Origin of the sequence: Devosia sp. (genome assembly GCF_036406155.1) — a bacterium.
Classification (GTDB): Bacteria; Pseudomonadota; Alphaproteobacteria; order Rhizobiales; family Devosiaceae; genus Devosia_A.
Window position 1 is genome coordinate 1 of record NZ_DASWVV010000015.1, and the last position, 6,599, is coordinate 6,599.

Here is a 6,599-nt window from a genome sequence, read left to right on the forward strand (position 1 = left end):
CGCGCCCTGATCATGGCGCCCGACGCAACGGTGCTGCCCACGGCGGGCAAGAGCGTCACCGGCGCGTTCGACTTCGAGCGCGTCGCCACGGTCATCGGGCCGGGCCCCGTTGTCGATCCCGAAGCGCTGGTGCTGCCCAACCCGCCCTACGACCTCATCGTCTCCATCTTCGATCTACAGATCGTCAACGACGTGCCCGGGTTCCTCGCCCGCATCCGGGCGCAACTGGCCCCCGACGGGCTGCTGCTCGCGGCGCTCGTCGGCGGCGACAGCCTCATCGAACTGCGCCAGGCGTTCCTCGCCGCCGACGCACAGGTGAGCGGCGGCGCCGGCGGGCGCGTGGCCCCGTTCGTGCCGCTGGCCGATGCCGGCAGCCTGCTCATGCGGGCCCGCTTCGCGTTGCCGGTCAGCGACGTGGAAACGCACGTGGTGCGCTACCCCACGCCGCTGCACCTGATGCGGGAACTCAAGCAGCTCGGCGCGTCCAACCCGCTGGCGGAACGGCCGGGCCGGATGGCGACCCGACGGCTGCTCGCCGCTGCCTCCGAAGCCTATGCCGACCTCGCCGGCGACCCCGACGGGCGCGTGCGCGCCACGCTGGAAATCGTCTGGCTTTCCGGCTGGGCACCGCACGAGAGCCAGCAGAAGCCGCTGCGGCCCGGTGCGGCCAAGGTCAGCATGACCCGGGTGCTGGGCAACAAGGCCTGAATCAGCCGCCCGTCCCCATGGCCCCGCCAGCGGTATCGCTGACATAGTTGAACATGGCGCTCATGGTGTCGCCGAACAATGTGAGGGCTGCGATGATGCCGATGGCAACGAGGGCGGCGATCAGCCCGTACTCGATTGCCGTCGCCCCCGACCGGTCGGCGACCAGCGCCCGCATCGTCCTCAAGGCCACTTCCTCCGCGCTACAGCAGATCGCACAACGGGGCGATCAGCGGCTCGTCGGCCGGCGGCATCGGATAGTCCCGCAACTGCTGCGGGCGCACCCATTTGAGCCCCATGTGCTCGCGCGGGCGCGGCAATCCCGTCCATTTCCGGCACACATAGAGTGGCATCAGAAGGTGAAAGCTTTCGTAAGTATGACTGACGAATGTCAACGGTGCGAGGCAGGCGGTCTTCGTCGCCACCCCGAGTTCCTCGTCGAGTTCGCGGATCAGCGCCGCTTCCGGGGTTTCGCCCTGCTCCACCTTGCCGCCGGGAAACTCCCACAGGCCCGGGAACGCCTTGCCCTCGGGGCGCTGCGCGATCAGCACGCGCCGGTCGGTGTCGACCAGGGCGCACGCGACGACGAGCAGGATGGGCGGGGTGCTCATGCGCCCCTCCTCGTGCGCATGCTCAACTCCGGTAGTCGCCGTTGATACTGATATAGGCGTGCGTGAGGTCGCAGGTATAGACGGTGCCGGCGCCGGCCCCGAGCCCGAGCCCGACACGGATCTCCAGTTCCTGGTTTTTCATGTAGGCGCTGGCGGCGGCCTCGTCATAGCCGGCGGCGCGCTCGCCGTTCTCGGCCACGGTGATGTCGCCGAAGGCGATCGACAGCCGGTCGCGGTCGGCCGGCTCGCCGGCCTTGCCGACCGCCATCACCACCCGGCCCCAATTGGCGTCCTCGCCGGCAATGGCGGTCTTGACCAGCGGCGAGTTGGCGATCGACTGCGCGATACGGACGGCGCTGCGGTCGCTCTCGGCGCCCGTCACCGTCACCGTCACCAGCTTGGTCGCGCCCTCGCCGTCGCGCACGGTAAGCAGGGCGAGTTCGTGCAGCACGTCGCCCAGCGCCGCCGCAAACACGGCGGCTCGCGGATCACCGGCCTCGACGATCGGCGCCGTCGGGGCCTTGCCGGTGGCGAACACGAGGCAGGTGTCCGAGGTCGAGGTATCGCTGTCGACGGTGATGGCATTGAAGCTGGTGTCGATGAGCGGCTGCAGCAGTCCCTGCAGCACGCCGGCGGCGATCGGGGCATCGGTGAAGACGAAGCTGAGCATGGTCGCCATGTCCGGCGCGATCATGCCCGAGCCCTTGGCGATGCCGGAAATCGAGACCGGCACGCCGTCGAACTCGACGGTAGCGGTCGCCACCTTGGGAAAGGTGTCCGTGGTCATGATCGCCCGCGCGGCGTCGAGCCACGGGCCGCCGGACAGCCGGCCGGCCATGTCGGCGGTGACCCCGGCGAATTTCTGCGCCTCGAGCGGCTCGCCGATAACCCCCGTCGAGGCCAGGAACACCTCGTCGGGCGAGCAGCCGAGCGCCGCCGCGGCATAGGCCGCCGATTCCTCCACCGCACTGCGCCCCTTGAGGCCGGTGAAGGCATTGGCGTTGCCGGAGTTGACCAGCAGCCCCCGGGCCCTGCCGGTCCCGAGCCGGGCCCGGCACCAGTCCACGGCGGCCGAGGGGCATTTGGAGCGGGTGAGCACTCCCGCCACCACGGTGCCTTCGTCGAAGGCACACAACAGCACGTCGGTGCGGTTCTTGTACTTGATCCCGGCCTCCGCCGTAGCGAAGCGCACCCCCGCGATGGGGGGCAGATCGGGATAGGACGGGGGGGCGAGCGGGGAAACGGGCAGCGGCATGATGGGCTCTCGTGAGGACGCCCGATCCGTTTGCCTCATGCCGCCCCCGCACGCAAGGGCCCTGCTTCGGGCCGCGCCGGCTACTGTCCCTGCGGCTCCGACTGGCGCTTCACCGCCTCGGCCAGGGCCGCGTCCGGAATATCGATGGCGACGCCCTGCTTGAGCTCGTCGACGGTTTTCTCGAACAGCTCGAACAGCACCTGCTGCTGCAGCTGCTGCTGGAGATCCTCGAAGCTGGGCGGCTGGCTCTTGCGCTTCTCCTCGAGCCGGATGACGTGCCAGCCGAACTGGCTCTGGACCGGTTCGGAGACCTGGCCCGGCTCGGTCAGCGCGAAGGCCGCGTCCTCGAACGGCTTGACCATCATGCCGCGCACGAAGAAGCCCAGATCGCCGCCGTTCTGCGCCGCGCTGGGATCGGTCGACTTCTCGGCCGCCAACTGCTCGAACGGCTTGCCGGCGGCGAGCTCGTCCTTGATGGCCTTGGCGTCCTCCTCGGTCGCGACCAGGATGTGGCGCGCATGCACCTCGTCCTGGGGCTCGAAACCGGCGACGTATGCGTCATAGGCCGCCCGCACCGCCTCCGGCGTGACCCCGGCCTCAACCAGGCCCGACAGGTAGGTGCGGCGCAACTCCCGCTCCTCGAGATATTTGAGCCGCCGCGCGAAGCGGTCGGTCTTGTCCATCTGCTCGTCGCGGGCCGCCTTGGCCAGGAGCTTCACCTCGATCAGCAGCGACAGCAGATAGGCGCGGCGCTCGGCGGGCGGGAACTGCGCCAGCTGCTGCTGCAGATCCTCCGCGGCAAAGCCCAGCTCCGCCTCGGTGATGGCTTCGCCGCCGACCGTCGCGACCACGGTCTCCGGCGTCACGGCCGGCGTCGCGGCGCCGGGCGCGGCAGGGGCGGCAGGGGCTTCCTGGGCCAGCCCGGCGGACCCGCCTGCCAGCAGCGCGCTGCCCAGCAACAGGGCGCCGGCGATGGAACGAATGACCTTGCCGCGTGCGGGCCCGGTACGATCTGTCACGTGCATACTCCTCAGCTGGCGCCCGGCCCCCGACGTGCGCAAGCGCGTGGTTTGGCCGATTTTGCCTCCGTTGACAAGCCAAAGCCCCGATCTTACATGTCCCTGCACTTCAAAGGGTGTTGACGGGCCCGGACCCGCCGCTTTGCGTGGATGACGAGGCCGCGCGCCTTCAGACCCCAATCAAGAGGACATAGGTGATGGTTTTTGCTTCGCTCGCAAAGGCGATCTTCGGTTCTGCCAATGACCGCCAGGTGAAGCGCTTCCAGCCCAAGGTCGACGCCATCAACGCGCTGGAGCCCGAGCTCGCGAAGCTGACCGATGCCGAACTGCAGGCGCGTACCGCCGCCTTCAAGGCGCAACTCGCCGCGGGCACCAAGCTCGAAGACCTGCTGGTGCCGGCCTTCGCCACGGTGCGGGAGGCGTCCAAGCGCGTCCTCGGCATGCGTCATTTCGACGTCCAGCTCATCGGCGGCATGGTGCTCAATGAACGCTCCATCGCCGAGATGCGGACCGGTGAAGGCAAGACCCTGGTGGCGACGCTGCCGGTCTATCTCAACGCGCTCACCGGCGACGGCGTGCACGTGGTCACCGTCAACGATTATCTCGCCCGCCGCGACGCCGCCTGGATGGGCCAGGTCTACAGGTTCCTCGGCCTGTCCGTGGGCATCATCGTGCACGGGCTCGACGACGCGCAGCGCAAGGCCTCCTACGCCGCCGACGTCACCTACGGCACCAACAACGAGTTCGGCTTCGACTACCTGCGCGACAACATGAAGTACTCGCGCGACCAGATGGTGCAGCGCGGCCACGTCTACGCCATCGTCGACGAGGTCGACTCGATCCTGGTCGACGAGGCGCGCACGCCGCTGATCATCTCGGGTCCCTCCGACGACCGCTCCGCCCTCTACGAGACGGCCGACAAGCTCATCCCCCTGCTCGAGGAGGGCGACTACGAGATCGACCTCAAGCAGCGCACCGCGACCTTCACCGACCAGGGCATCGAGAAGCTCGAGGCCCACATGTCCGAAACCGGCCTGCTCAAGAGCGCCTCGCTCTACGACATCGAGAACGTGGCGCTGGTGCACCACCTCAATTCGGCCCTGCGCGCCCACAAGATGTTCCAGCGCGACAAGGACTACATCGTCCGCAACGACGAAGTCGTGATCATCGACGAGTTCACCGGCCGCATGATGCCGGGGCGCCGCTACTCGGAAGGCCTGCACCAGGCCCTCGAAGCCAAGGAGCATGTCAAGATCCAGGCCGAGAACCAGACGCTCGCCTCGATCACCTTCCAGAACTACTTCCGGCTCTACAAGAAGCTCGCCGGCATGACCGGCACGGCGGCCACCGAAGCCGAGGAGTTCGCCGACATCTACGGGCTCAACGTCGTCACCGTCCCGACCAACGTGCCGGTCGCGCGCGTCGACGAGGACGACGCCATCTTCCGCACCGCCGCCGAGAAATACGAGGAGATCGCCGAACTGATCGTCGACTGCCGCAAGCGCGGCCAGCCGATCCTGGTCGGCACCACCTCGATCGAGAAGTCGGAGATGCTGGCCGACCTGCTGCGCAAGAAGGGCATCGACAGCATCGCGGTCCTCAATGCCCGCTACCACGAGCAGGAGGCGGTGATCATCGCCGATGCCGGCATGCCGGGGGCGGTGACCATCGCCACCAACATGGCCGGCCGCGGCACCGACATCCAGCTCGGCGGCAACCTCGAGATGCGCATCCAGAAGGAGACCGAAGGTCTCGAAGGCGCGGCGCGCGAGCAGAAGATCGCCGCAATCAAGGAGACGATCGCCCGCGACAAGCAGAAGGCGCTGGATGCCGGCGGCCTCTACGTGGTGGGCACCGAGCGGCACGAGAGCCGCCGCATCGACAACCAGCTGCGCGGCCGCTCCGGCCGCCAGGGCGACCCGGGCCGCTCGAAGTTCTTCCTGTCGCTGCAGGACGACCTGATGCGCATCTTCCCGGTCGAGAGCATGGACACCATGCTCGGCAAGCTCGGGCTGGAGCAGGGCGAGTCGATCACCCATCCGTGGGTCACCAAGGCCATCGAGCGGGCCCAGGCCCGCGTCGAGGCGCGCAACTTCGACATCCGCAAGAACATCCTCAAATACGACGACGTGATGAACGATCAGCGCAAGGTGATCTTCGAGCAGCGTCTCGAATTGATGGACGAGGACAATGTCAGCGACACCATCGCCGCCATGCGGCACGACGTCGTCGACACGGTCATCGCCAAGGCGATCCCCGAACGCTCCTATCCCGAGCAGTGGAACACCGAGCAGCTCGCCGCCGCCGCCAAGACCTATCTCAATGTCGAGATCGACGCCAAGGCGTGGGCCGAGGAAGAAGGCATCGACGTCGAGATGGTGCGCGAGCGGCTGGCCAAGGCGGCCGACGAGGCGGCGGCGGCCAAGGTCGCCAAGTATACCCCGGCCATCATGCGCCAGGTGGAGAAGTCGATCTTGCTGCAGTCGATCGACGGGCTGTGGCGCGAGCACCTCGTCACCCTCGATCATCTCTCCAAGGTGGTCGGCTGGCGCGGCCTGGCGCAACGCGACCCGCTGAACGAATACAAGCAGGAAGCCTACGAGCTGTTCCAGGCGCTGCTCAACAATCTGCGCGAACTGGTCACCACCCAGCTCAGCCATGTCGAGATCCAGCTGCGCCAGCCCGAGCCGCCGCCGTCGCCCGACCTGTCGCGCCTGAGCGAGATCCATATCGACCCCACCACCGGCGAGAACGACGCCGCGACGGGCGTGTCCGGGACGATCGGCACGGCCCTCGCCGCGGCCGGGGCGCTGGCCGACGGCAACGACGACCAGCGCGACGCCGACCCGCGGCTGCGGCCTATCGATCCCAAGCTGCTGGTGGGCGTGTCGCGCAATGCCCCCTGCCCGTGCGGCTCGGGCAAGAAGTTCAAGCACTGCCACGGCGCGTTCTAAGTACTTGTAATATATAGGATTTTTCTTCCGGTTGCACATAGGCACCACATATGCA

The 6,599-nt window shown here is 67.9% G+C and carries 6 protein-coding genes; 2 read left to right on the forward strand and 4 right to left on the reverse strand.

Going from position 1 to position 6,599, the window contains the following annotated elements; genetic code table 11:
* A partial coding sequence (locus tag VGD93_RS00865) for an SAM-dependent methyltransferase (protein ID WP_395008247.1) occupies nucleotides 1–708 on the forward strand: 708 nt, incomplete at its 5' end.
* Nucleotide 709: 1 nt separating this feature from the next.
* On the opposite strand, the gene VGD93_RS00870 is transcribed toward VGD93_RS00865, so the two are convergent.
* The 4 genes from VGD93_RS00870 to VGD93_RS00885 form a co-directional block, all read right to left on the reverse strand.
* Nucleotides 710–883 carry a Flp family type IVb pilin gene (locus VGD93_RS00870; protein ID WP_395008257.1) on the reverse strand — a complete coding sequence of 58 codons (174 nt, stop codon included), beginning with the start codon at nucleotides 881–883 and terminating at the stop codon, nucleotides 710–712.
* A 25-nt stretch (nucleotides 884–908) separates the two neighbouring features.
* The gene (locus VGD93_RS00875) at nucleotides 909–1,316 is read right to left on the reverse strand and encodes a (deoxy)nucleoside triphosphate pyrophosphohydrolase (RefSeq protein ID WP_395008249.1); all 408 of its coding nucleotides are present in this window, start codon (nucleotides 1,314–1,316) and stop codon (nucleotides 909–911) included.
* A gap of 22 nt (nucleotides 1,317–1,338) precedes the next feature.
* Entirely contained in the window at nucleotides 1,339–2,571 is a 1,233-nt protein-coding gene (argJ, locus tag VGD93_RS00880; RefSeq protein ID WP_395008251.1) for a bifunctional glutamate N-acetyltransferase/amino-acid acetyltransferase ArgJ, read from the reverse strand.
* A gap of 80 nt (nucleotides 2,572–2,651) precedes the next feature.
* A complete protein-coding gene (locus VGD93_RS00885; RefSeq protein WP_395008253.1) occupies nucleotides 2,652–3,590 on the reverse strand; it encodes a peptidylprolyl isomerase in 939 nt (312 codons plus the stop codon).
* A gap of 194 nt (nucleotides 3,591–3,784) precedes the next feature.
* On the opposite strand from VGD93_RS00885, the gene secA reads away from it, so the two are divergent.
* Nucleotides 3,785–6,544: a preprotein translocase subunit SecA gene (secA, locus tag VGD93_RS00890; RefSeq protein WP_395008255.1), complete on the forward strand. Its 2,760-nt coding sequence runs from the start codon at nucleotides 3,785–3,787 to the stop codon at nucleotides 6,542–6,544.
* The last annotated feature ends 55 nt before the right edge of the window (nucleotides 6,545–6,599 follow it).

Bases quoted from the DNA above. Each gene is read 5' to 3' on its own strand.
- VGD93_RS00870 (WP_395008257.1), bottom strand. From the start codon at position 883: ATGCGGGCGCTGGTCGCCGACCGGTCGGGGGCGACGGCAATCGAGTAC.
- VGD93_RS00875 (WP_395008249.1), bottom strand. From the start codon at position 1,316: ATGAGCACCCCGCCCATCCTGCTCGTCGTCGCGTGCGCCCTGGTCGAC.
- argJ (WP_395008251.1), bottom strand. From the start codon at position 2,571: ATGCCGCTGCCCGTTTCCCCGCTCGCCCCCCCGTCCTATCCCGATCTG.